Source organism: Pseudomonas sp. GW821-FHT01E10, assembly GCF_059422365.1.
Window position 1 is genome coordinate 83,180 of the sequence record NZ_JBWKWT010000013.1, and the last position, 20,692, is coordinate 103,871.

Genomic DNA, 20,692 nt, shown 5'->3' on the forward strand with positions numbered 1-20,692 from the left:
CTTTTTTCTCACCACTGATGACACTGTCTTGAACCATCAAACGCGACTGCCTGGCGTATTCGGCATTTTTATATTGGGGATGCTGCAAGTTCTGGTCTGGGGAGGTTCGTTCTTCCTGATGGCCGTCATGGCTGAGCCAATCATGAAAGAGACCGGCTGGGCCAGCCAATGGGTGTATGGCGCGCTGTCTCTGAGCATTCTGGTTTCTGCAATGCTGGCGCCATTGACCAGCCGGCTTATCGCCCGCTACGGCGGCCGCCCCATCCTTGCCAGTAGCGGCCTGGGCGTCGCCATCGGGTTGTTTCTGATGGCGAGCTCGACCTCGTTGCCGATGTTTCTTTTGTCTTGGGCAGTGATTGGCGTCGGTATGGCGCTGGGGCTGTATGAAGCGTTGTTCGCCGCTTTAGGTTCTCTGTACGGGGAGCGGGCGGGCAGTGCGATTACCGGGATCACGCTTATTTCAGGGTTTGCGACAACGCTGTCATGGCCAGCGGTTGCGTTGGTCATCGAGCACGTTGGCTGGCGCACGACGTGCTTGGCATACGGGGTGTTATTGGTCATTGCCGTAGCACCGCTTTATCTCTGGGTGCTGGCGCGGGGCGCGGGGCCACTCGCAAAAAGCCGTGCCGTGAGTGATGAACGCCTCTCGATCGACCGGCGGATCTACCTGCTGCTCACACTGATTTTTGCGTTGGGTGCAGTGATCATGACGGCGATGTCTGTCCAGCTGATTTCATTGTTGCAGGGGCAGGGCTATTCGCTCGCAGCCGCCATCGGACTGAGCGCCTTGCTGGGTCCAAGTCAGGTAGGTTCACGTGTTCTACAAGTGTTTTCGCGAAAGAGACATCCAATCTGGACGACATTGATCTGCGTGGTATTCGTGGCAGTTGGTCTGTTGCTGGTGACCATGGCGCCGGCAATGACCGCAGTGGGACTGGTGATCTACGGCGCGGGTAATGGTTTGCGGGCGATCGTTCGAGGACTACTGCCGCTGGCCCTTATGTCGCCCACCCATTATGTTTTGCTGATGGGGCGCATGGCTCGGCCTTCGCTCATTGGACAAGCCTTGACTCCCCTCGCTGGCGGCTACCTATTGCAGACCTGGGGCGCTGGCGGAGTGCTTGCGGGCTTGAGTTCGTTGGCCGTATTGAATGTGCTGTTGGTATTTTTGCTCATTCGGTGGGTGTGAAAAAACTAATCACTTCACGACAATTTTTTAGCTCTTCACAATGGCCGCTTTCGAAAGTAGTCGGCTTCCGTACCGGCGAAGAGTGTGTAGTTAACTGACTGCACAATTTATAAAGTTCTGCAGGAAAATCGAGTTGTCACTGCGACGCCAGGCGAGTGTAAGCCGGGCGATGGGGGAGACATCATTGATCGCTTTGAAAACCACCCCTGTGGCATGCACTTGCTGCATCGACGCCGGTACAAGCGAAACCCCTAATTCTGCCGCTACCAAATGCACGACAGAGGCAAGTTGTGGAGCGCTTTGTCCCAGAATCGGGTCAAAACCAGCATCGCGGCAAGCAGCGATAACGGTGTCGAACAAGGTGGGTCCTACTTCCCTGGGATAGAGAATAAACGGGTCCTTACTGAGATCTTTCAGGTTCAATTTTTTCTGGCGTGCAGCCACATGACATTTCGGTAGAACTGCGAGCAATGGTTCCTCCGACAGAGTTCGCATCGTCAAATGATCAGCTTCAGCTACTCCAGGGCGTATAAAAACCGCGTCCAGGTCACCTTCGTTAATGCCTGCCATCAATCGAATGGTATTGCTTTCCTCCAGGGTCAAATCAACATCCGGGTAGGCCCGTCGAAAATTACGAATCGCCGCAGCCACGACCGGATTGAAACTTGCGGAGGCAGTGAAACCTATGCGCAGCGCCCCTAACTCGCCCCGAGCGGCTCGTTGAGCCGCGTGCGTTGCTCGTTCTACCTGAGCCGGTATGTTTCGAACCAGGTCATGAAACGCCTGCCCTGCCGCAGTCAATTCTGCGCCTTGCGGAATTCGGTGAAATAAACGGGTGCCCACTTCACGCTCCAGGTCGCGGATCTGCAAGCTCAATGGAGGTTGACCGATGCCGATGTTCTGAGCCGCACGGGTGAAATTCTGCTCTTGAGCGACGGCTAGAAAGTAGCGGATGTGACGTAACTCCATAGCTAATAGCTCCATAGGTATTTGTAAAACATATGAAGATCGACAGTTCCATACAATAGTCCATTGGGATTTGTCTAGCTATGGTGGTTCACGCGCCGGCAAGGATCACAGCACGCCTTGCGGCACCGTCACCCCCCTCTGGAGTAGAAAATGTCCGTACGTATGCGCAGTGCTCTTTTCACGCCGGCAACACATCCTGAACGTTTCGCCAAAGCCGAGGAGGTGGATGCCGATTTTTTGATCATTGATCTGGAAGACGCGATAGCGCCTAAAGACAAAAAAAGTGCTCGTGCTACTGCTTTCACCACACTCAATGCTGCCAAGGAAGCGCGGTTCCCTTGCATTATTCGTATCAACGGACTGGATACGTCTGCGGGGCTTTGTGACGTGCTTGAACTGCTGGAAAGTCCGGTTCAGCCTGAATTTCTGCTACTTCCAAAAACCGAATCCGTTGCACATTTGCAGATAGTGGACCGTCTGCTCAGCGAAAAAGGTCTGAGCACTCGTTTGATCGGATTGATCGAAAGCGCAGTAGGGCTCAAGGCGGTGGCAGACATCGCTCATGCGACGCCCCGACTCGCCGCCCTCATGTTCGGGGCTGCGGATCTGGCGGCGGATTTAGGCTGTGGACCCTTTGCAGCGAATCTCACCTTCGCACGTGTATCGCTTGTGAGCGCGTGCGCGACAGCGGCTATCGCTGCTATCGATTCTCCTTTTTTCGATATTCGCGACTTGGCCGGGCTTGAGCGGGCAGCGCTCCAGGCTGCCGACATGGGGTTTGCCGGTAAAGCGGCGATCCACCCAAATCAGATTGCTGCCATCAATCAGGCGTTCACACCGACCGTCGATGAGATCGCCGCAGCGCGGGCCATTCTGATCGAAAATTGTCGAGGCGTGGGGCAAGTGAACGGGGTCATGGTCGATGAGGCCGTCGCTCGCCAAGCCCGCCGAGTGCTGGCCCGCGCAGGCCAATCTGCTGAAGTATAAGGACCGGCAAACCTGATCTCATGCACTATCGAGTATTTCCTGGCTGACAAAGAATCTCTATCAGGTGATCTCGCAACACATTCTTTTCACGCGGGCTGCGTTGTACGCACACTCGCAAATCACGCTTGGCCCATCCCTCTACAAGATCGATAACCTGAAGGCGATCCAGGTCTGCTGGCTCTAACGCTGAGCGTGGAGCGATGCCGATACCCGCTCCCGATGAGACCAGACGGGCAATCGCCCGAAATCCGGAGACCTGGACGCGCACATCCAAGCGCCCGCCAAGGGCGCTGGCGTGATTCATCAAAAAGGTATGCAGTGCGGCGCCGGATTGAAGGCTGATAAATGGGAGCCCCAGGCATTCGGAAAAACTAACCGAATGCTGGTTGTCGAATCGGCCGTTTAACGGCGCCAACAGGACTAACTGGTCCTGCCTGTAGGGCAGAAACTCCAGGTCTGGGTGGTCAGACTCCAGCGCTACGACTCCGATGTCGGCACGGCCTGCGGACACGGCGGAAATAATGTCATGGCTCAATCGTTCCTCGAGGGTGATGCGGACATTGGGGTACTTGGAGAAAAAGCGCGCCAGGTCATCCGGCAAATATGAGCTGATGGCATTGTTGTTGGCAAAAAAGGTCACGTGGCCGATCAAGCCATTGGCGAACGGTTGCAAGTCAGTCGTCATCTGCTCCAACTGAGCCATGCAGCGTCTTGCATGTTCGACCAGCACATGACCCGCCGGGGTCAAACCCACACCCCTGGCCTGGCGCAGCAGCAAGGGTGTCCCGAGGCTGGCTTCAAGCCCTTTTATGCGCAAACTGACTGAGGAGGGGGCCAGATTACAGCGCTCGGCGCCGCGCGACAGATTGCTTTCCTCGGCGACGGCCAAGAAGACCTTAAGGTCGATCAAGTCGTACAACATTGCGTTAGTCTCCGGCGAAATCATGAGAATTTTTTCTAATTTAACCTCTTGTAAGCCCTGCAGTGTTTGTATTTTACAAACTCAGTCTTCGTAAAAGCTCGCTGCTCCCCTGACCGTGGTTTGCACATACTTGTGCACGCAAACTGTCTATGGGAGAACCTGATGTCCACTACAAAACCTTTAAAAGGCATTACCGTCGTTTCCATCGAACAGGCGTTGGCCGCGCCGTTGTGTACCTCTCGTTTGGCGGAGATGGGTGCAAGGGTCATCAAGGTCGAGCGCGCAGAAGGGGACTTTGCCCGGGGCTATGACGATGCCGCCAAAGGTCACTCTTCGTATTTTTTGTGGACCAACCGAGGCAAGGAATCGCTGGTACTGGATTTCAAAAATGCCGCCGACGCGTCGCTGCTCAAACGGATCATTGCCAGCGCCGATGTCTTTGTTCAAAACCTGGCGCCCGGTGCCCTTGCTCGCGCCGGGTTTGACAGCTCGGAACTGCGCGAACTGAATCCACAATTGATCACCTGCGATATCAGTGGTTACGGTACTGAGGGGCCCGCCAGTGGTTTGAAAGCGTATGACCTGTTGGTCCAATGCGAAAGCGGTCTGGCCGGCATCAGTGGCTCACCTGAAGGCTATGGCCGGATCGGCGTGTCGATATGCGATATCGGGGCAGGGTTGAATGCTGCGATTGGTGTGCTTTCTGCGCTGCAGTTACGTGAAAGAACCGGGCAGGGCACTGGCATCTCCGTCTCGTTGTTCGATGGTGCCGCGGACTGGATGACCATTCCTTACTTGCACGAGATCTATGGCAATGGTGCTCCTACACGCCAGGGTCTGCGCCACCCTTCAATTGCTCCATACGGTGCTTATACCACCGGCGATCAGCGCGACATCGTGATCAGCATTCAGAACGAACGCGAATGGCAGCAGTTCTCTAACCTGTTTCTTGAAGGCACCGGCGCATCTACTGATCCTCGTTTTGCGTCCAACACAGAACGCGTCCGTAACCGAGACGCTTTGGATGCGCTGATCAGTGCGTCCTTCGCCAGCCTGAGCGCCGAACAGGCGATCCACAAACTGGGTCAGGCCAATACCGCTTTTGGTCAGGTGCGCTCCGTCGCCGAGATGGCAGAACATCCAGGCCTTCGTAAATGGCCAATGGCAGTCGAGACCGGTGAAGTCGAGATGATTGCGCCTCCGGTACGCGCTCCTTGGGACGATCAGCGATTTGAAAAAGCTCCGCTCCTGGGCGAACACAGTGATCGGCTGCGCAAAGAATTCCAGGTGACAGCAACACAGAACAAACAAGAGGAGGTCCCTGCATGAGCACTATTGATCTTCAACACCTTCGGCAATGGATCGGCAAGACCCATGTCGACCGCGATGTCCTGTCTTCACGCCATGCGCGTTTGATGGCTGCCACACTGGGCATTCCACAAAGCGATTTGGTCTCGGGTCATCCATTGCCGCCATTGTGGCACTGGTTGTATTTTCTGGACGGACTGGCGCCTGAAGAGTTGGGACGTGACGGTCACCCGGCACGAGGTGGCTTCTTGCCTCCCGTGCCGCTGCCGAATCGCATGTGGGCCGGTGGACAGCTTGAATTCAAGAAAGCATTGCCGTTGGATGGCAGCGTCGAGAAACGCTCCAGTATTGTTTCAATCGAACACAAACAAGGTCGTAGTGGCGAGCTAGTGTTTGTCACCGTATTGCATGAGATTTTGCATGCTGGCGAAGTTGCCATTTCCGAACACCACGACATCGTCTACAAGGAGGCAACTCCCGTCGACTCGAACAAACCCTTCGCCGCGATGCCGCCAGCCACTCATTCCTATGAATGGCTGCCGACCTCGACCACGTTGTTTCGCTATTCAGCACTGACTTTCAATGGTCATCGCATTCACTATGACGCTGATTACTGTCGAGATGTTGAACACTACGCGAGTCAAGTAATACATGGTCCACTGAACGCAACTCTGCTGGCAGGCTATGCCGAACGTATCGCGGGTAAACCAGTAAAACTCTTTAATTATCGAGGCGTTCGTCCTGCCTTGTTGGGAGCGACGCTAACATTAAATGCTGTCTATGAAGGTGACAACTTACTGTTATGGGTCAGTTTGCCTGATGGCGCAGTCTCGATGCAGGCGCGCGCCAGTTTTTGAGTCTGCATTGCAGTGAAAAGTGCACGATGAAGTCACATCAGGAAGATTAATATTTCAGTTGGGGTGGCTTTTATCCTAAATGTTTTATTGATTGATTAGATGATCAAGCAGGCAGTCTGTGTGAGTGACTTTTGTCTTCGCATAGACTGTTGTTGTGCTGGTGGTTTAGCGCGTAAACGCGTCAACAGATTATTTCCGCTCGTGGAGATTGAAATGATAATAATAAGTAATGTTGATAACAGTGCAGTCAAGCGTCCTCCCATTACAAATAAAGCACGGGTTCGAGCGATACTCGGAGCTTGCTCGGGCAATTTGGTTGAGTGGTATGATTTTTTTATTTATGCCTATACCTCTATCTATTTTGCATCGCTGTTCTTCCCGGCAGGAGATCAAAACAGTCAACTGTTAGCGACAGCTGGAATTTTTGCTGTCGGCTTTTTTATGCGCCCCCTCGGTGGTTGGATATTTGGTTACATTGCGGATACGCGCGGTCGAAAAATATCAATGATCATTTCAATCTTCATGATGTGCGGTGGTTCTTTGATGATCGCGATCATGCCAACGTATGAGTCGATTGGTGTCGCGGCCCCCATCCTGTTGGTTGTAGCGAGGCTGATGCAGGGCCTTTCGGTGGGCGCGGAGTACGGAACAGGCGCCACTTACATCAGTGAAATGTCGACTGCCGGGCGCAGATCATTTTTCGGTTCATTCCAATATTCCACCATTATTGCAGGTCAGCTACTTGCGTTGCTGACGGTTGCGGTTCTTCAGCACGTATTGCTTCCGGACGATTTGAAAGCCTGGGGTTGGAGAATTCCATTTTTAATCGGCGCGATTAGCGCCATTGTGGTCGTGTTTCTACGTCGATCCATGACCGAAACAGCCTCAGTAAAAGAAATGAAGAGTAAGGAGGCCGGATCCATTCGAGCGTTGCTAAAGCATAAGCGAGCGGTGATTTTAACGGTGGCCATCACCATGGGATGTTCGCTTTACTATTATACGTTCACATCCTATATGCAGAAATACTTGGTGTTGTCGGTGGGGCTGGATGCGGGGACGGTCAGTTTCATTATGACGTCTGCCTTAGTGTGCTTCATGATTTGTCAGCCATTTTTCGGCATGCTGGCAGACCGTATTGGCGTGAAAAAAAGCATGATGATATTTGGTGGTTTGGCAACCGCTTTGGTTGTGCCAATTTTAATCACGTTAAAGACGGTGTCGAGCCCATATGCAGCATTTGCGCTAATTATGTCTGGTCTCCTTATCGCCGCATTTTATACGCCCGTCACGGGTGTGCTTAAAGCGGATCTTTATCCTGCTTCTGTCAGGGCGTTGGGCGTTGGCCTGCCTTATGCGATCGGCAATGCATTGTGTGGCGGTACCGCCGAGTACGTGGCATTGATGCTTAAATCGATGGGGATTGAAAGTTACTTCTTTTATTACGTAGCGGCATTGGTATGCGTGACGTTCATCGCTTCGATATTAATGCCTGATTTGCGTAAGCACGGGTATCTGGATGGCACTGGAACGGTCGAGGACAATTTCGCGAAGTCGCCTGAGTACGGTCGTAGTGCGCACTCGTAAATTGGACATGAGGTAACTATTGCGCTTTTGCCACTGTTGCATGTGCCACGAACACATGAGGCAGTGGTTTTTTGATGATTGGGCTACCTGTAACCCAAATGTGTGGACAGGGACATTTACGCCACTGTCAGCCATGCACGCTGCTCAGATACTCGAACAACTTGGCCGCTTCCGGGGTCAGTTGCGCCTGACTCGCAACCCCCACGAACAAGGTGCGGTGCGCCCAGTCATCGCTCAGGTCGACAGCAATCAGACGGCTGCCGAGCAATTCGGCACGTACGGATGACAACGGCAAGATCCCGATGCCCAAGCCGGCTTCGATCATCCGACAGATGCCGTCGAAGCTGCTGACCTGGATCCGCACCTTGAGGATCTTGCCCGCACTGACGGCGGCATCGGTGATTCTGCGCAGCAACGAGCTGCCCTGGTTGAGCGCGACATAATCGAAGCCAAGCGTGTCGGCAAAGGACACGTTGCGCTCATTCGCCAGTTCATGGCCGACCGGCACCAAGAGCACGAGTCGGTCGTCGCGATAGGGCAGTTTGTACAGGCCCTCGGCCGGTACGTTGTCGGCAAAAATGCCGATGTCGGCGCGCCCGTTTTCCACGGCTTGAATAATCGGTTCGCTGAGTGCTTCTTCCAGCCCGATACGCACGTTCGGATTGGCGCGCAGGAAAGACGCGAGGTCGTCCGGCAGAAACTGGACGACGGCGGAAGTGTTGGCGAACAGCCGCACATGCCCGCGCACCCCGACCGCGTAATCGCTGGCGTCGCACGCCATCCGGTTCACGCCTTCCAGAATCGTTCTGGCATGTTCAACGATCCCTTGTCCCGCGGCGGTCAGTTCGAGCCCCCTTGGCAGGCGCACGAACAGTGGGCACTGGGTCGTTCGTTCCAGCTCGGCTAACCGTTTGCTGGCCGCCGAGACCGTCATGTTGGCCTTTTCGGCGGCACGGGTCAGGTTGCCGGATTCGGCGGCGAAGATCAGCAGGCGCAATGACAGCAGATCGAAATGCAGGGGATTGATCATCAAGAGGATCCAAGGTTTTCCATTCTGGAAAGAGTAGTGGCGAAATATGAAATTTTCATCTGCCCGGTTTGTGTCGATTATCCATGCCACAAGTACTCAACAAGAACGGGAAACGTCATGAGGTTACCTCTGCAAGGTGTCAAGGTCGTGGAGCTCGGTCAACTGATTGCCGGGCCATTTGCGGCGAAAATGCTCGGTGAATTTGGCGCCGACGTGATCAAGATCGAGCCTCCGGTCACCGGTGACCCGTTGCGCAAATGGCGCTTGCTGCATGACGGTACTTCCGTCTGGTGGGCCGCGCAATCTCGCAACAAACGCTCGCTGACCCTTGATTTACGCCAGCGTGAAGCCCAACAGGTCGTGCGTCAGTTGCTGGCCGACGCGGATGTGCTGATAGAGAACTTTCGCCCGGGGACTCTGGAAAGCTGGGGCCTGGGTTGGGACACGCTGCACGCGCTGAATCCGAAACTGATCATGCTCCGGGTCTCTGGTTACGGCCAGACCGGGCCGTACCGTGACCGTCCCGGATTCGGCGTGATCGGTGAAGCGATGGGCGGATTGCGACATCTTTCCGGCGAGCCCGGGCGGACCCCGGTAAGGGTTGGCGTTTCCATCGGCGACTCGTTGTCGGCCTTGCACGGGGTCATCGGGATTCTGCTTGCCCTGCGTCATCGCGAGCAGAACGGCGGTGACGGCCAGCAGATCGACGTGGCGCTGTACGAGTCGGTGTTCAACATGATGGAAAGCCTATTGCCCGAATACTCGGTGTTCAATGCCGTTCGTGAGCCCGCCGGCAGCAGTTTGCCGGGTATCGCGCCGACCAATGCCTATCGCTGCCGTGACGGTGGTTTTGCCTTGATCGCCGGCAATGGCGACAGCATCTATCAACGCCTGATGGAAGTGATTGGGCGCCGCGATCTGGGGGCTGATCCAGCGCTTGCGCAGAACCACGGCCGAGTGCTGCAGGTTGAGCGCATCGATGCCGCCATCTCCGAATGGACCGCGCGACTCAGCCTCGACGAAGTTTTGTCGGTCCTGACCGAGGCGCGCATCCCGGCCGGCCGGATTTACAACGCTGCCGACATTGCCCAGGACCCGCATTACCGGGCGCGCGACATGCTGCTCGACAGCCAGCTGGACGACGGCACGCCGGTGACCTTGCCCGGCATCGTCCCCAAGCTGGGTACCACGCCTGGCAGCGTGACTCGCTCGGCGCCGACCCTTGGTCAGCATACCGCCGAGATTCTTGGCGAGCTTGGCATCGACGCTGCGCAGCAAGCCGACTGGCGCCAGCGCGGCATCATTTGAACCGGAGAATCAACATGCAACGTCTTTTCTTGCAGGAAGTCGCAACCCGTGACGGCTTCCAGAATGAAGCGCGCTTTATCGAAACCGTCGACAAGATCGCCATGATAGATGCGCTCAGCCAGTGTGGTTTCGCCAAGATCGAGGTCACCTCGTTCACATCGCCCAAGGCCATTACCGCGCTGCGCGATGCCGAGGCGGTGATGCAGGGTATCCGGCGCAATCCGGCGGTGGAGTACACCGTGCTGGTGCCTAACGTGCGCGGTGCCGAGCGGGCCCTGGCGTGCAACATCGATGAAGCCAACCTGGTGATGTCGGTAAGCGAACCGCACAACCGTTCCAATCTGCGCATGAGCCGCGAACAGTCGTTTGCCCAGCTCAGCGAAGTGGTCAGCGTGATCGGCCAGGGGCCGGTGGCGATCAACGTGTCGTTGTCGACCGTGTTCGGCTGCCCGATGCAGGGCGATGTTCCGGTAGGGGAGGTGTTGCACTGGGTCGAGCGCTTCGCCGAGCTGGGAGCTCGCGGCGTGACCTTGTGCGACACCACTGGCATGGCGTACCCGAGTCAGGTCGAGATGCTGTCCCGGGCCGTCCGTGAGCGTTTTCCGGCGCTGCAGCTGACCCTGCATTTCCACAATACCCGTGGCATGGGCCTGGCCAATGCGCTGGCGGCCATCGAGGCCGGGGTCGATCGTTTCGATTCGTCCCTTGGCGGCCTGGGCGGTTGCCCTTATGCGCCGGGGGCCAGCGGCAATGTGTGCACCGAAGACCTGTTGCACATGCTGCAGTTGATGGGCTTCAACACCGGGGTTGATCTGGACCGGGTGCTGGCTGTCGCCGCGCAGTTGCCGGGTCTGGTCGGTCACGACATTCCCAGCCAGATCCTCAAGGCCGGCAAACGCCTGGACCTGCACCCGATTCCAGCCCATGTCGCCAACCTGGAAAAACAGGTGCCGTCGGCCCGAGCCCAGGAGCTGCACTCATGATCGATCATCTCGACCATTTAGTGCTGACCACCATCGACCCCGTGGCTGCCGAGGATTTTTACGTGCGGGTCATGGGCATGCAGGTGCAAACCTTTGCTGGTGGGCGCAAGGCGTTCGCTTTCGGCCAGCAGAAAATCAACCTGCACGTGCGTGGCCACGAGTTCGAGCCCAAGGCGCATTTGCCGGTGCCGGGAGCGCTGGACCTGTGTTTTATCGCCTCGATCCCTCTGGACCAAATGATCGCGCACCTGGCCCGTGTCGACTGGCCCATCATCGAAGGCCCGGTGTTACGTACCGGTGCCACCGGGCCGATACGTTCGGTGTATGTGCGTGATCCGGACCTGAACCTGATCGAGATTTCCGAACCCGTCCAGCCGGAGCGTGCAGCATGAAAGTGGTATTTCTTGATAGCGATAGCCTGCCCGTGAGCATTGCTCGCCCGGCCTGGGTCTCGGACTGGCAGGACCGCCCCGACACGACACCGGACCAAGTGGTGGAAGCCGCCCGGGATGCCGATGCGGTGATCACCAACAAAGTGCGCATCGGCCGGGCCGAACTTGAGCAACTGCCGAACCTGCGCTTTATCTGCGTCGCGGCCACCGGTTACGACTGCATTGATCTGGCGGCCTGCCGTGATTTTGCCGTGACGGTGTGTAACGTCCCGGCCTACTCGGCACAAAGCGTCGCCGAGTCGGTGATCGCGTCAATCTTCGCCCTGCGTCGACAGCTGTTCGCTTACCAGGCTGCGGCGCTGCGGGACTGGCCGGATTCGCGGCATTTCTGCGTCCATCGCGCGCCGATCCGGGATGTTCAGGGCAGCGTGTTGGGCATCATCGGCCGAGGTGGTATCGGCTTGGCTACGGCGCGTCTGGCGAGCGCCCTGGGCATGCAGTTGCTGTTTGCCGAACACCGTGGCGTGGTCCCGGTGCGCAAGGGGTACCAGTCCTTTGAAACGGTGCTGGCGCAAAGCGACGTGATTTCTCTGCACTGTCCATTGACCGAGCGTACCCGACACCTGATCGGGGCCCTGGAACTGGCGCAGATGAAACCCGGCGCGTTGCTGATCAATACCGCTCGCGGACCGCTGGTGGACGAAGCGGCGGTGCTCGATGCGCTGGACAGCGGTCGCCTCGGTGGCGCGGCCCTCGATGTGCTTTGCCAGGAGCCACCACCGGCCGACCACCTTTTGCTCAGTAGTCGCCACGCCAACCTGATCGTCACTCCCCACGTGGCCTGGGCCAGCCAGAGCAGCCTGCAACGGCTGGCCGACGGCATCCTTGGCAACCTGCAGGGCTACTACTTGGGGAACCTGATCAACCTCGTGTCGTGAAGGCTTCACCACCCAACAAGAAGGTCCACTCATGAAAACAATAACAATCACACCGGTCCGTCAGTTTGTCTCGTTGTTCATTGCCGCGCTGTCCCTGGGCGCATTGCTGCAGGTAACGCCTGCCGTGGCGGCCGCCATCGTGCCGCCAGGTGCTCCGGTGGTTGGGATGATCGATCACGTCGACCACATCGTCCTGACTGCCACCGACCCGCAAGCGACCATTCATTTCTACACCGAGGTGATGGGCATGCACCTGGAAAAATTCGGCGAGGGCCGGGTGGCTTTCACGTTCGGCAACCAGAAAATCAACATGCACGTGCGCGGTCATGAAATCGAACCCAAGGCCCACGTGCCCGTGCCAGGGGCCCTGGACCTGTGCTTTATCGCCAGCGCGCCACTGGACAAAGTCATCGCCCACCTCAAAACGGTGAACTGGCCGCTGGTGGAAGGTCCGGTGACCCGAACCGGGGCCCGGGGGCCCATTCGCTCGGTGTACCTGCGTGATCCCGATCTCAACCTGATCGAGATTTCCGAGTACATCCAGCAGTAATCATCCCCCGAACACTCTTTCCCAGGCGATCGATCGTGCACCGATGTGGCGGTCGGCTACCTGGGGAAATGCATCACGCCTGCGAGGAAGCCATCATGACAACAACAATTACACCCTCGATTGCCGAAAAAAAGCCGAGCCATTCACGCCTGCGCCGAGTGTTCCGCCACCTGTATGTGCAGGTGCTGCTGGCGATTGTGCTGGGCATCATCTTCGGTCATTTCTATCCCAGTCTCGGCGAAGAAATGAAGCCCCTGGGCGATACGTTCATCAAGCTGATCAAGATGCTGATTGCGCCGATCATCTTCTGCACCGTGGTCAGTGGCATTGCCAGCATGCAGAGCCTCAAGCGCATCGGCCGGGTTGGCTTCAAGTCGTTGCTGTACTTCGAAGTGCTGACCACCCTGGCGCTGGTGATCGGGCTGATCGGGGTCAACCTGATGCAGCCTGGTACGGGCATGCACATCAACCCGGCGACCCTCGACGGCCATGCCATCGACAGCTACAGCAAGTTGGCCCATGAACAGAGTGTGGTGGGCTTTCTCACCCATATCGTGCCCAGTACCGTGTTTGGTGCCTTTGCCGAAGGCGATATTCTCCAGGTGCTGTTCATTTCCATCCTGTTTGCCTTCGCCTTGCAGATGCTCGGTGCTGCCGGCAAGCCGTTGCTGAACCTGATCGATCTGGTAGCCCAGGCGTTTTTCCGCATGGTCAAGATCGTGATGTATGTCTCGCCGCTGGGGGCCTTCGGCGGCATGGCCTTTACGATCGGCAAGTACGGCGTCGGCTCCCTGGGGGCGTATGGCAACTTGCTGATCTGCTATTACGTGACGGCGCTGTTTTTTGTGTTCGTGATTCTCAACCTGGTCGCGCGTCTGGCCGGTTTCAGCCTGTGGCAGTTTCTCAAGTACATCCGCGATGAGCTGTTTCTGGTGTTGGGCACCTCATCTTCGGAGTCGGCCTTGCCTCGGTTGATGGGCAAGCTCGAGCGCCTGGGGTGCGAGAAGTCGGTGGTGGGGCTGGTGGTGCCTTCGGGATACTGTTTCAACCTCGATGGCAGCTGCATCAACATGACAGTGTTGGCGATTTTCATCGCCCAGGCGCTGGATATTCCGCTCGACCTGTGGCACCAGGTCACCCTGTTGTTGATTCTGTTGCTGACCTCCAAGGGCGCGGCCAGTGTCACCGGCGGTGCGTTCATTACCCTCGCGGCCACCCTTGGCAGCCTGGATGTGATTCCGGCGGCCGGGTTGGTGTTGGTGCTTGGGGTCTACCGGTTTATTTCCGAGGGCGGGGCATTGATCAACGTCATCGGCAACGGTGTCGCCACGCTGTTCATCGCCAAGTGGGAAGGGGCGCTGGACGAACAGACGTTGACGTCAGAGTTGCGCAATGGTTGTGCCAGGGAGGTTGAGGCACAGTCCTGAACGAGTTGTCGCAAGACAGCCCCAAGACCGCCCGGTCCACGAAAGCCGGGTGGTTTTGGGTTTTCAGGTTGCCCATGGCGCAAGCCCTGTCAGATATCACTTCTTCGACGATTTGCTGCTGGCAGGAATATGCAAATAAGACATCACGCTTTCAGTCAGCTCGGTCGCCAACTTGACCGCTTCTTTATTGCGCGCCATCACACCCGCCACCAATCCTTCGATCAAGGCGAGCACGGCGATGTTGGAGCTGGTCATTACCGGATGGTCGGCGGGGGCAAATAGCACGTGTTCGGCAATGCTGGTGAGCGGCGATGCGGGTGAGTCGGTGATCGCCAGCACCGAGGCGCCGCGCTCATTGGCGAAGCGTGCGAGTTGCAGGGTGTCGAGGGAATAGCGCGGCAGGGAGATCGCCAGCAACACATCCTGATCGGTGATGGCGGCCAGGCGGTAAGCGGCATTTTCGTTGCCGCCCTCCATGCTGATGGCGGTGGCGTCGGCACAGAAGGGCATCAGGGTCGAGGCGGCGAGGCCGGCGAAGTAGACGCTGTTGCCAAAGCCCAGGATGTAAATTTTACGCGCTTCGATCAGGCGGGTGACGAAGGCTTCAAAGGTGTCGGCGTGGTTGTTGGTGGCTGCCGTGGCGAGGTTGCTGGTGGCGCTCTGGATTTGCTCATGCAGGCCAAATGCACCGCCAGGACGATGCGCCAGTTCGTTGCGCAGTTTGTCGACCGGCGACACCATCTGCTGCAACGTCGCGACCAGCTCGGCCTTCATGCCGGTGTAGCCACCCAGGTTCAGTGCCTTGGCCAGACGATTGACCGCGGCCGGCGAGGTGGAGGTTTCATGGGCCATTTCTTCGATGGTCAGCGTCGCGGCCCTTAGCGGGTGACGCAGGATAAAATCCGCCACCTTGCGCAGTGAAGGCTGTAGATCGGAAACGATTTCCGCCAGTTTACGCATCACCGGCGCGGCATAGACCGTGGTGTCTTTCGAAGGGGTCGGCATGTCCGGCTCTACAGTTCCTGAGGGTTGGAGATGGGGCAGGCGCATAACCTGTAGGAGCGAGGCTTGCCCGCGAAGAACGATAACGCGCAATGCCTGAAAAACCGCGGTGTTCGCTTCGCGGGCAAGCCTCGCTCCTACGGGGTTTTGCGCGGGGGCATAAGTTGGCTGGAGTGTATGATTATTTCAAGCTGCCGGCCAGAAACTGCCGAAGCCGCTCGGACTGCGGATTGACCAGCACTTCACGCGGATTGCCGCGCTCCTCGACCAGGCCCTTGTGCAGGAACACCAGCTGGTTCGAGACCTCGCGGGCAAAGCCCATTTCGTGGGTCACGACCACCATGGTGCGGCCTTCGAGTGCGAGGTCCTGCATGACTTTCAGCACCTCGCCGACCAGCTCGGGGTCGAGGGCTGAGGTCGGTTCATCGAACAGCATCACTTCCGGCTCCATGGCCAGTGCCCGGGCAATCGCCACCCGCTGCTGCTCACCACCCGACATATGCGCCGGCCAGGCGTCCATGCGGTGCGCCACGCCGACTTTGTTCAGGTAATGCTCGGCCTTTTCCCGTGCTTGTTTCTTGTTCATGCCCAGCACATGTACCGGGGCCTCCATGACGTTTTCAAGGGCGCTCATGTGCGACCAGAGGTTGAAATGCTGAAACACCATCGACAGTCGCGAACGCATGCGTTGTAGCTGTTTGGGCTCGGCAGCCTTGAGCCCGCCGAGTTTGTTGGTCACCAGCTTGAGCGGTTCGCCATTGAGCACGATGTTGCCGGCGTTGGGCTGTTCCAGCAGGTTGATGCAACGCAGGAAGGTGCTTTTGCCGGAACCGCTGGAGCCGATGATGCTGATCACATCACCGGCTTTCGCCTCCAGGGACACGCCCTTGAGCACTTCGTGGGTGCCGTAGCTTTTGTGAAGATCCTGAATTTCAAGTTTGTACATGGTTTCAACTCTCTGGAATCAGTCGCTGAGCAAGCGGCCTTGGCGAATAGGGCGAGTACCGGCCACTTTGGCCAGCCACAAACCGGGCTGGGCAAAGCGCAGACGTTCACGGGCATAGAGGATGCCGTCGGTGCTGGCGCGCACGATGCTGTGGCGATCGGTCAGCGGATCAATCACTTCGAACAGCGGGTCGCCGACCCTGACCCGGGCACCCAGCGGTTGCAGAAAACTCACCACGCCGGGGTGCGGCGCATAGGCGTACTGCGCGCCGGCGAATGGCGTCACTTCACACTCGGTCGGTGGCGCGGCCGGCCAGTCACCGCTGATCAGGCCTTGCTCGGCGAGATAGCCGAGAATGGCCTGCGCGCTGTCGATGCAGGGCTCGCGTTCGGTATCGGCCATGCCGCGCAGTTCAATGGTGGTCGCCACACAGGCCAAAGAAATATCGGCTTCAGGAAAGAGTTCGGCCAGGCGCAACCAGGGAATCGCGCAGGCTTCATCAAAGGCACTGCCGCCCGCATCCTCGGCCAGCAATGCGGCGCCGGCACCCAGTCGAGCGGCCAATGAGCGCAGGCGCGGCCAGTGTTGCGGCATGGCGTAAAGCAGCATGATCGACTCGAAATCGCAGTGCAGGTCCAGCACCACATCGGCGTCACAGGCATGTGAAAGCAACAGGCGGCGCAGGCCATCGAGTTCCGAGGTCGGCGGTGGCATGTCGGCGAGAACATCGGCCATGGCGCGGCGGATCAGCCCGGTGTTGACGTCGGCGTGGGCGCCCAGTTGACCTTTCACCAGCGCCGCCACAGCTTCGGCCAGCTCTGGAAAATCACGATTGAAGTTCTTCCCGCTGGAGAACTCAAAACGACCTTGATGGGTGGCCTGGAACATCTGGGCGATGCCAATCGGGTTGGCCATCGGCACCAACTCGACGACCCCATTCAGGCGACCTTGTTCTTCCAGCACGCGCAGACGCTGCTTAAGTTCAACCGCCACGCGCATCCCCGGCAACTCGTCGGCATGCAGGGAGGCCTGGATGTAGGCCTTGCGTGGCCCGCTGCCAAAACGAAACAGCGACAGCCGTCGTTCTGTGCCCGAGGGTCCCCACGGCAACAGGTATTCAATGTGCTCCATAACAGCTCCTTAGTGCTTGCGCGGTGCCAGATACGCCAGCCAGCGGCGCTCGGCCAGCTTGAACAGACGAACCAGGATGAAGGTCAGGGCCAGGTAGATAAGGCCGGCGGTGATGAACGCCTCGAATGGCAGATAGAACCGCGAACTGACCGTACGAGCGGCTCCGGTGATGTCGACCAGGGTGACGATCGACGCCAGGCTGGTGGTCTGCAGCATCATCAGCACTTCGTTGCTGTATTGCGGCAGTGCCCGGCGCAAGGCCGACGGCAGGAGCACGCGGCGGTACAAGGTAAAGCGCGACATGCCCATGGCCTTGGCGGCTTCGATCTCGCCGTGGGCCGTGGCCTTCAAACTGCCGGCCAGCAGTTCCGCGCTGTAGGCGCTGGTATTGATCGCGAAGGCCAGGCAGGCGCAAAAGGTTGCGCTGGACAGGTAAGGCCAGAGCACGCTTTGGCGTACCGCTTCGAACTGCGCCAAGCCGTAATAGATCAGGAACAATTGCACCAGCATCGGGGTGCCGCGAATCACATAGGTGTAGAGCCAGGCCGGGAAGCTGATCAACGGCGATCGGGAGACGCGCATCAGCGCTAAAGGAATCGCCAGCACCAGGCCAACGGCCAGGGAAATCAGTAGAACTTTGAGGGTCAACAAGGCGCCATTGAGGTACAGCGGCAGGTTTTCCCAGATCAGGTTGTAGTCGAGAATCATGGCTGTGCTCCCCGTCACAGTTCGGCGGCTTTGACGCCGACCGAGTAGTGTTTTTCCAGATAGCGCAGCACCAGCAATGACACGCTGGTCAGCAGCAAGTAGAGCGCGGCCACCGCGAGGAAAAACGTGAACGGCTCATGGGTGGCGTCCGCTGCGTTTTTGGCTTTGAACATCATGTCCTGCAACCCGATCACCGAGATCAGCGCGGTGGATTTGGTCAGCACCAACCAGTTGTTGGTGAACCCCGGAATGGCGAAACGAATCATCTGCGGCACCAGAATCCGCCAGAACACCTGAGCGCCGCTCATGCCATAAGCCACACCGGCTTCGGCCTGGCCTTTGGGGATCGCCATAAAGGCGCCACGAAAGGTTTCCGAGAGATAGGCACCGAAAATGAAGCCCATGGTGCAGACGCCGGCGATAAAGGGGTTGATGTCGATGTAGCGGGTGTAACCGAGCGCGAGGGCAATGCGGTTCACCAGGTCCTGGCCGCCGTAGAAAATCAGCAGGATCAGCACCAGGTCGGGAATACCGCGAATCAGGGTGGTATAGCCTTCGCCCAGCATCGCCAGCCATTTGAACGGTGACAAACGAAAGGCGGCGCCGATCAGACCCAGGGCAATCGCCATGGTCATGGAGGTCAGGGCCAGATTAATGGTCAGCCAGGCGCCATCGAGAATGCTCGATCCGTAGCCGTGAAGCATGATGAAGTTCCTCAAGCGAGCGCCGGGAGGCGCGCGAGACAAGCCAGAAGTGGCACCCGCAAACGCCGGCGCCAGGGTTTCGGGTAACGGCTTATTCGCCGTAGATATCGAAGGCGAAGTACTTGGCCATCACTTGCTGGTACTTGCCATTGGCGCGGATGGCGTCAATCGCTGCGCTCAGGCGTGTAACGTTCGCACTGTCGCCTTTACGCACCGCGATCCCGGCGCCTCTGCCGAAGTATTTCGGGTCGTTGATGTCCGGCCCAACCAGAGCGAAACCTTTACCTATGGGGGTTTTGATGAAGCTCTCATCGGTGTTGACGATGTCGGCGAGGGTGGCGTCCAGGCGACCTGATGCCAGATCGAGGAAGGCTTCATTTTGTGAGCCGTAGCGGACCACTTCGACGCCGGCTTGCGCCAGTTGCTCAGTGGCGAAACGGTCGTAGGTCGAGGCGCGTTGTACGCCGACTTTCTTGCCTTTGAGATCGACCAGCGGGTCGTTGATCACGCTGCCGCTCTTCATCGCGAACTTGCCCGGCGTGTGGTAGTACTTTTTGCTGAAGTCGACCGACTTCATCCGGTCTTCAGTGATCGACATCGACGACAGCACAGCGTCGATCTTGCGCACTTTGAGCGACGGGATCATGCCGTCGAATTCCTGGATGACCCACTCGCATTTGACCTTCATCTCTGCACACAGCGCGTTGCCGATGTCGTAATCGAAACCACTGACATTGCCCTCCGGCGTCTTGAAGGAGAAGGGCGGGTAGGCGGCTTCGATGCCGATACGCAGGCTGTCCTCGTCGGCGTGTGCCAGCAAGCTTGCGGCGCACAGTGCCAGAGCACCTAGAAGTTCTGTCTTGTTCATATTGTTGACTCCTTGGATGGGGCGTTGGTGATACGGGGCTGCCGTCCGGTCTGGCGAGGTGGACTGTCCTGATGATTTGCGAGGCTATAAATGACATAAAATATTTCACAGATCAACTGTATGAAAATAAACATATCAAAGCGAGGCGACAAGCGGAGTACTCATGGGCAGTAACCGCAGCCCTGCCAGCGAGCCTTTGAATAAAAAACGGGCGCCGATCAGGGCGCCCGTTTTTTCATTCCGGTATCAAGGTATTTGTTTTGCTCATCCCTCGGCTTTCGTCGATTTGATGAGGTTGTTGCGCAGTTTCACGATCGCGTTCTGCAACTGTGTGAACTCGTCCGGTTCCAGACCCGTTGCGTGGGAAAGGCCCGTTTCGGGGCGGTCTTCGCGTAGCTGTCGACCACTTTTCGTCAGGCTGATCCGCACCTGCCGCTCGTCCTCGGGATCACGTTGCCTTTGCAGGTAGCCCATCGCTTCCAGTTTCTTCAGGATCGGTGTGAGCGTGTTCGATTCGAGAAACAGCTTCTCGCCAAGGCTGCCCACGGTTTGGTGGTCTTCCTCCCATAGCGCAACGATGGTGATGTATTGCGTATAGGTGAGCCCCAAGTGCTCGAGTATCGGCTTGTAGGCCTTGCCGAAGGCCAGGTTCGTGGAATAGACCGCAAAACACAGGAAGTCGGAGAGCTTCAGATCAGCGGGGACGGTCTTGTCAGTGCGTTTCATGTGCTTCCTCGTTGGCCAAAGTAGAAGGCTCGCAAAGGCAAAATATACCTCGTATACGATTTTGTCGGAACAGCTCTGATTTGTTGACGGTGGCCGGTCTGACAGCAACGTCTGACCGGCCGCACGTATGGGTTTGTGATTCGCACGCGCTTAAAGCGCATGC

General features: G+C 57.7%; 21 protein-coding genes. 11 read left to right on the forward strand and 10 right to left on the reverse strand.

Features of this window, described 5'->3' with window-relative positions; genetic code table 11:
• Positions 1-79 precede the first annotated feature (79 nt).
• Positions 80-1,189 carry an MFS transporter gene (locus tag AC07V0_RS21410; RefSeq protein ID WP_495019922.1) on the forward strand — a complete coding sequence of 370 codons (1,110 nt, stop codon included), beginning with the start codon at positions 80-82 and terminating at the stop codon, positions 1,187-1,189.
• A gap of 90 nt (positions 1,190-1,279) precedes the next feature.
• On the opposite strand, the gene AC07V0_RS21415 is transcribed toward AC07V0_RS21410, so the two are convergent.
• Entirely contained in the window at positions 1,280-2,158 is an 879-nt protein-coding gene (locus AC07V0_RS21415) for a LysR family transcriptional regulator (RefSeq protein WP_018928343.1), read from the reverse strand.
• A 150-nt stretch (positions 2,159-2,308) separates the two neighbouring features.
• Between AC07V0_RS21415 and ripC the strand changes: the two genes are divergently transcribed.
• Entirely contained in the window at positions 2,309-3,145 is an 837-nt protein-coding gene (gene ripC, locus AC07V0_RS21420; RefSeq protein ID WP_138867094.1) for an itaconate degradation C-C-lyase RipC, read from the forward strand.
• A 25-nt stretch (positions 3,146-3,170) separates the two neighbouring features.
• Here the strand turns inward: ripC and AC07V0_RS21425 are convergent, their stop codons facing one another.
• Positions 3,171-4,067: a LysR family transcriptional regulator gene (locus AC07V0_RS21425; RefSeq protein ID WP_018928341.1), complete on the reverse strand. Its 897-nt coding sequence runs from the start codon at positions 4,065-4,067 to the stop codon at positions 3,171-3,173.
• A gap of 162 nt (positions 4,068-4,229) precedes the next feature.
• On the opposite strand from AC07V0_RS21425, the gene AC07V0_RS21430 reads away from it, so the two are divergent.
• The 3 genes from AC07V0_RS21430 to AC07V0_RS21440 all read left to right on the forward strand — a co-directional run bounded on the left by AC07V0_RS21430 (position 4,230) and on the right by AC07V0_RS21440 (position 7,816).
• Positions 4,230-5,396, forward strand: coding sequence for a CaiB/BaiF CoA transferase family protein (locus AC07V0_RS21430; protein ID WP_018928340.1), 1,167 nt, complete (start codon positions 4,230-4,232; stop codon positions 5,394-5,396).
• Entirely contained in the window at positions 5,393-6,232 is an 840-nt protein-coding gene (locus AC07V0_RS21435; protein ID WP_018928339.1) for an HTD2 family dehydratase, read from the forward strand. Before AC07V0_RS21430 ends, AC07V0_RS21435 begins: the two co-directional genes overlap by 4 nt.
• A gap of 213 nt (positions 6,233-6,445) precedes the next feature.
• A complete protein-coding gene (locus AC07V0_RS21440; protein ID WP_495019923.1) occupies positions 6,446-7,816 on the forward strand; it encodes an MFS family transporter in 1,371 nt (456 codons plus the stop codon).
• A 127-nt stretch (positions 7,817-7,943) separates the two neighbouring features.
• On the opposite strand, the gene AC07V0_RS21445 is transcribed toward AC07V0_RS21440, so the two are convergent.
• Complete coding sequence (locus AC07V0_RS21445; protein WP_018928337.1) at positions 7,944-8,846, reverse strand: LysR family transcriptional regulator; 903 nt, start codon at positions 8,844-8,846, stop codon at positions 7,944-7,946.
• A 117-nt stretch (positions 8,847-8,963) separates the two neighbouring features.
• Here AC07V0_RS21445 and AC07V0_RS21450 point away from each other — a divergent pair, with 117 nt between their 5' ends.
• The 6 genes from AC07V0_RS21450 to AC07V0_RS21475 all read left to right on the forward strand — a co-directional run bounded on the left by AC07V0_RS21450 (position 8,964) and on the right by AC07V0_RS21475 (position 14,444).
• Positions 8,964-10,154 carry a CaiB/BaiF CoA transferase family protein gene (locus AC07V0_RS21450; RefSeq protein WP_477759625.1) on the forward strand — a complete coding sequence of 397 codons (1,191 nt, stop codon included), beginning with the start codon at positions 8,964-8,966 and terminating at the stop codon, positions 10,152-10,154.
• Between the two features lie 14 nt (positions 10,155-10,168).
• The gene (locus AC07V0_RS21455) at positions 10,169-11,137 is read left to right on the forward strand and encodes a hydroxymethylglutaryl-CoA lyase (protein ID WP_019581920.1); all 969 of its coding nucleotides are present in this window, start codon (positions 10,169-10,171) and stop codon (positions 11,135-11,137) included.
• The gene (locus AC07V0_RS21460) at positions 11,134-11,529 is read left to right on the forward strand and encodes a VOC family protein (protein WP_138867096.1); all 396 of its coding nucleotides are present in this window, start codon (positions 11,134-11,136) and stop codon (positions 11,527-11,529) included. Before AC07V0_RS21455 ends, AC07V0_RS21460 begins: the two co-directional genes overlap by 4 nt.
• Positions 11,526-12,467 carry a D-2-hydroxyacid dehydrogenase gene (locus tag AC07V0_RS21465; RefSeq protein ID WP_495019901.1) on the forward strand — a complete coding sequence of 314 codons (942 nt, stop codon included), beginning with the start codon at positions 11,526-11,528 and terminating at the stop codon, positions 12,465-12,467. Before AC07V0_RS21460 ends, AC07V0_RS21465 begins: the two co-directional genes overlap by 4 nt.
• Positions 12,468-12,633: 166 nt before the next feature.
• A complete protein-coding gene (locus AC07V0_RS21470; RefSeq protein WP_111453875.1) occupies positions 12,634-13,017 on the forward strand; it encodes a VOC family protein in 384 nt (127 codons plus the stop codon).
• A gap of 95 nt (positions 13,018-13,112) precedes the next feature.
• A complete protein-coding gene (locus tag AC07V0_RS21475) occupies positions 13,113-14,444 on the forward strand; it encodes a dicarboxylate/amino acid:cation symporter (RefSeq protein WP_111453667.1) in 1,332 nt (443 codons plus the stop codon).
• Between the two features lie 96 nt (positions 14,445-14,540).
• Here AC07V0_RS21475 and AC07V0_RS21480 read toward each other — a convergent pair whose 3' ends face one another.
• The 7 genes from AC07V0_RS21480 to AC07V0_RS21510 form a co-directional block, all read right to left on the reverse strand.
• The gene (locus AC07V0_RS21480) at positions 14,541-15,449 is read right to left on the reverse strand and encodes a MurR/RpiR family transcriptional regulator (RefSeq protein WP_007940239.1); all 909 of its coding nucleotides are present in this window, start codon (positions 15,447-15,449) and stop codon (positions 14,541-14,543) included.
• A 178-nt stretch (positions 15,450-15,627) separates the two neighbouring features.
• Positions 15,628-16,392 (reverse strand): ABC transporter ATP-binding protein, encoded by a 765-nt coding sequence (locus tag AC07V0_RS21485; RefSeq protein ID WP_018928329.1) that lies wholly within the window; start codon positions 16,390-16,392, stop codon positions 15,628-15,630.
• Between the two features lie 18 nt (positions 16,393-16,410).
• On the reverse strand, positions 16,411-17,523 hold the full coding sequence (locus AC07V0_RS21490; RefSeq protein ID WP_495019902.1) for a succinylglutamate desuccinylase/aspartoacylase family protein: 1,113 nt from the start codon (positions 17,521-17,523) through the stop codon (positions 16,411-16,413).
• Positions 17,524-17,532: 9 nt separating this feature from the next.
• Positions 17,533-18,231, reverse strand: coding sequence for an ABC transporter permease (locus tag AC07V0_RS21495; protein ID WP_018928327.1), 699 nt, complete (start codon positions 18,229-18,231; stop codon positions 17,533-17,535).
• 14 nt (positions 18,232-18,245) lie between these two features.
• The gene (locus tag AC07V0_RS21500) at positions 18,246-18,935 is read right to left on the reverse strand and encodes an ABC transporter permease (RefSeq protein ID WP_258613377.1); all 690 of its coding nucleotides are present in this window, start codon (positions 18,933-18,935) and stop codon (positions 18,246-18,248) included.
• Positions 18,936-19,026: 91 nt separating this feature from the next.
• Positions 19,027-19,803, reverse strand: a complete 777-nt coding sequence (locus AC07V0_RS21505) for an ABC transporter substrate-binding protein (protein ID WP_495019903.1) — start codon at positions 19,801-19,803, stop codon at positions 19,027-19,029.
• 264 nt (positions 19,804-20,067) lie between these two features.
• The gene (locus AC07V0_RS21510; RefSeq protein WP_018928325.1) at positions 20,068-20,529 is read right to left on the reverse strand and encodes a MarR family winged helix-turn-helix transcriptional regulator; all 462 of its coding nucleotides are present in this window, start codon (positions 20,527-20,529) and stop codon (positions 20,068-20,070) included.
• Between the last annotated feature and the right edge of the window lie 163 nt (positions 20,530-20,692).

Coding starts and splice junctions, on each gene's coding strand:
- AC07V0_RS21410 (WP_495019922.1), top strand. CDS start 80: ATGCTGCAAGTTCTGGTCTGGGGAGGTTCGTTCTTCCTGATGGCCGTC.
- AC07V0_RS21415 (WP_018928343.1), bottom strand. CDS start 2,158: ATGGAGTTACGTCACATCCGCTACTTTCTAGCCGTCGCTCAAGAGCAG.
- ripC (WP_138867094.1), top strand. CDS start 2,309: ATGTCCGTACGTATGCGCAGTGCTCTTTTCACGCCGGCAACACATCCT.
- AC07V0_RS21425 (WP_018928341.1), bottom strand. CDS start 4,067: ATGTTGTACGACTTGATCGACCTTAAGGTCTTCTTGGCCGTCGCCGAG.
- AC07V0_RS21430 (WP_018928340.1), top strand. CDS start 4,230: ATGTCCACTACAAAACCTTTAAAAGGCATTACCGTCGTTTCCATCGAA.
- AC07V0_RS21435 (WP_018928339.1), top strand. CDS start 5,393: ATGAGCACTATTGATCTTCAACACCTTCGGCAATGGATCGGCAAGACC.
- AC07V0_RS21440 (WP_495019923.1), top strand. CDS start 6,446: ATGATAATAATAAGTAATGTTGATAACAGTGCAGTCAAGCGTCCTCCC.
- AC07V0_RS21445 (WP_018928337.1), bottom strand. CDS start 8,846: ATGATCAATCCCCTGCATTTCGATCTGCTGTCATTGCGCCTGCTGATC.
- AC07V0_RS21450 (WP_477759625.1), top strand. CDS start 8,964: ATGAGGTTACCTCTGCAAGGTGTCAAGGTCGTGGAGCTCGGTCAACTG.
- AC07V0_RS21455 (WP_019581920.1), top strand. CDS start 10,169: ATGCAACGTCTTTTCTTGCAGGAAGTCGCAACCCGTGACGGCTTCCAG.
- AC07V0_RS21460 (WP_138867096.1), top strand. CDS start 11,134: ATGATCGATCATCTCGACCATTTAGTGCTGACCACCATCGACCCCGTG.
- AC07V0_RS21465 (WP_495019901.1), top strand. CDS start 11,526: ATGAAAGTGGTATTTCTTGATAGCGATAGCCTGCCCGTGAGCATTGCT.
- AC07V0_RS21470 (WP_111453875.1), top strand. CDS start 12,634: ATGATCGATCACGTCGACCACATCGTCCTGACTGCCACCGACCCGCAA.
- AC07V0_RS21475 (WP_111453667.1), top strand. CDS start 13,113: ATGACAACAACAATTACACCCTCGATTGCCGAAAAAAAGCCGAGCCAT.
- AC07V0_RS21480 (WP_007940239.1), bottom strand. CDS start 15,449: ATGCCGACCCCTTCGAAAGACACCACGGTCTATGCCGCGCCGGTGATG.
- AC07V0_RS21485 (WP_018928329.1), bottom strand. CDS start 16,392: ATGTACAAACTTGAAATTCAGGATCTTCACAAAAGCTACGGCACCCAC.
- AC07V0_RS21490 (WP_495019902.1), bottom strand. CDS start 17,523: ATGGAGCACATTGAATACCTGTTGCCGTGGGGACCCTCGGGCACAGAA.
- AC07V0_RS21495 (WP_018928327.1), bottom strand. CDS start 18,231: ATGATTCTCGACTACAACCTGATCTGGGAAAACCTGCCGCTGTACCTC.
- AC07V0_RS21500 (WP_258613377.1), bottom strand. CDS start 18,935: ATGCTTCACGGCTACGGATCGAGCATTCTCGATGGCGCCTGGCTGACC.
- AC07V0_RS21505 (WP_495019903.1), bottom strand. CDS start 19,803: ATGAACAAGACAGAACTTCTAGGTGCTCTGGCACTGTGCGCCGCAAGC.
- AC07V0_RS21510 (WP_018928325.1), bottom strand. CDS start 20,529: ATGAAACGCACTGACAAGACCGTCCCCGCTGATCTGAAGCTCTCCGAC.